The sequence below is a fragment of the Paratractidigestivibacter sp. genome (assembly GCF_052362415.1).
Lineage (GTDB): Bacteria > Actinomycetota > Coriobacteriia > Coriobacteriales > Atopobiaceae > Paratractidigestivibacter.
This window is the reverse complement of record NZ_DAWEMK010000134.1, coordinates 3,687-4,065: the sequence shown is the minus strand read 5'-3', so window position 1 is coordinate 4,065 and position 379 is coordinate 3,687. Positions and strand designations below refer to the sequence as shown.

At 74.9% G+C, this 379-nt stretch carries 1 pseudogene; it reads right to left on the bottom strand.

The window, feature by feature from the left end:
* A pseudogene (locus tag ACT84W_RS09795) lies at positions 1–379 on the bottom strand (DNA repair protein RecN); the annotation flags it as partial.

The window sequence follows — 379 nt, the reverse complement described above, 5'->3', positions numbered from 1 at the left end:
CGGCCGAGAAGCGCGGGGCAGCCTCGCGGCGGGCGTCGTCGAGCGCGTCTGCCGCGGCGGCGAGCGCCGACTCGGCCTCGTCGGAGGCCTTCTGGGCCCGTTTGACGGCAGCGCCGCCGTCGGAGGCGGCCTCCACGACGCGCCGGGCCTCCTCGCGGCGGGCCAGGACGTCGTCCATCGTGGGCCCGAAGCTGCGCAGGAGCCCCTGGAGCTCGGACCAGCGAGCGCGCATGTGCTCGAGCTCTGCCGGGTCCACGTCAAGGTCGTCGGCATAGTCGCGCAGCTCGGAGGCCACGTCCTCGAGGTCCAGAAGCGCGCTGCGGAGCACCTCGGCGTGCCTGCCCAGCCCCTCGTCGAAGCGCTGGGCGTCCTCGATCTC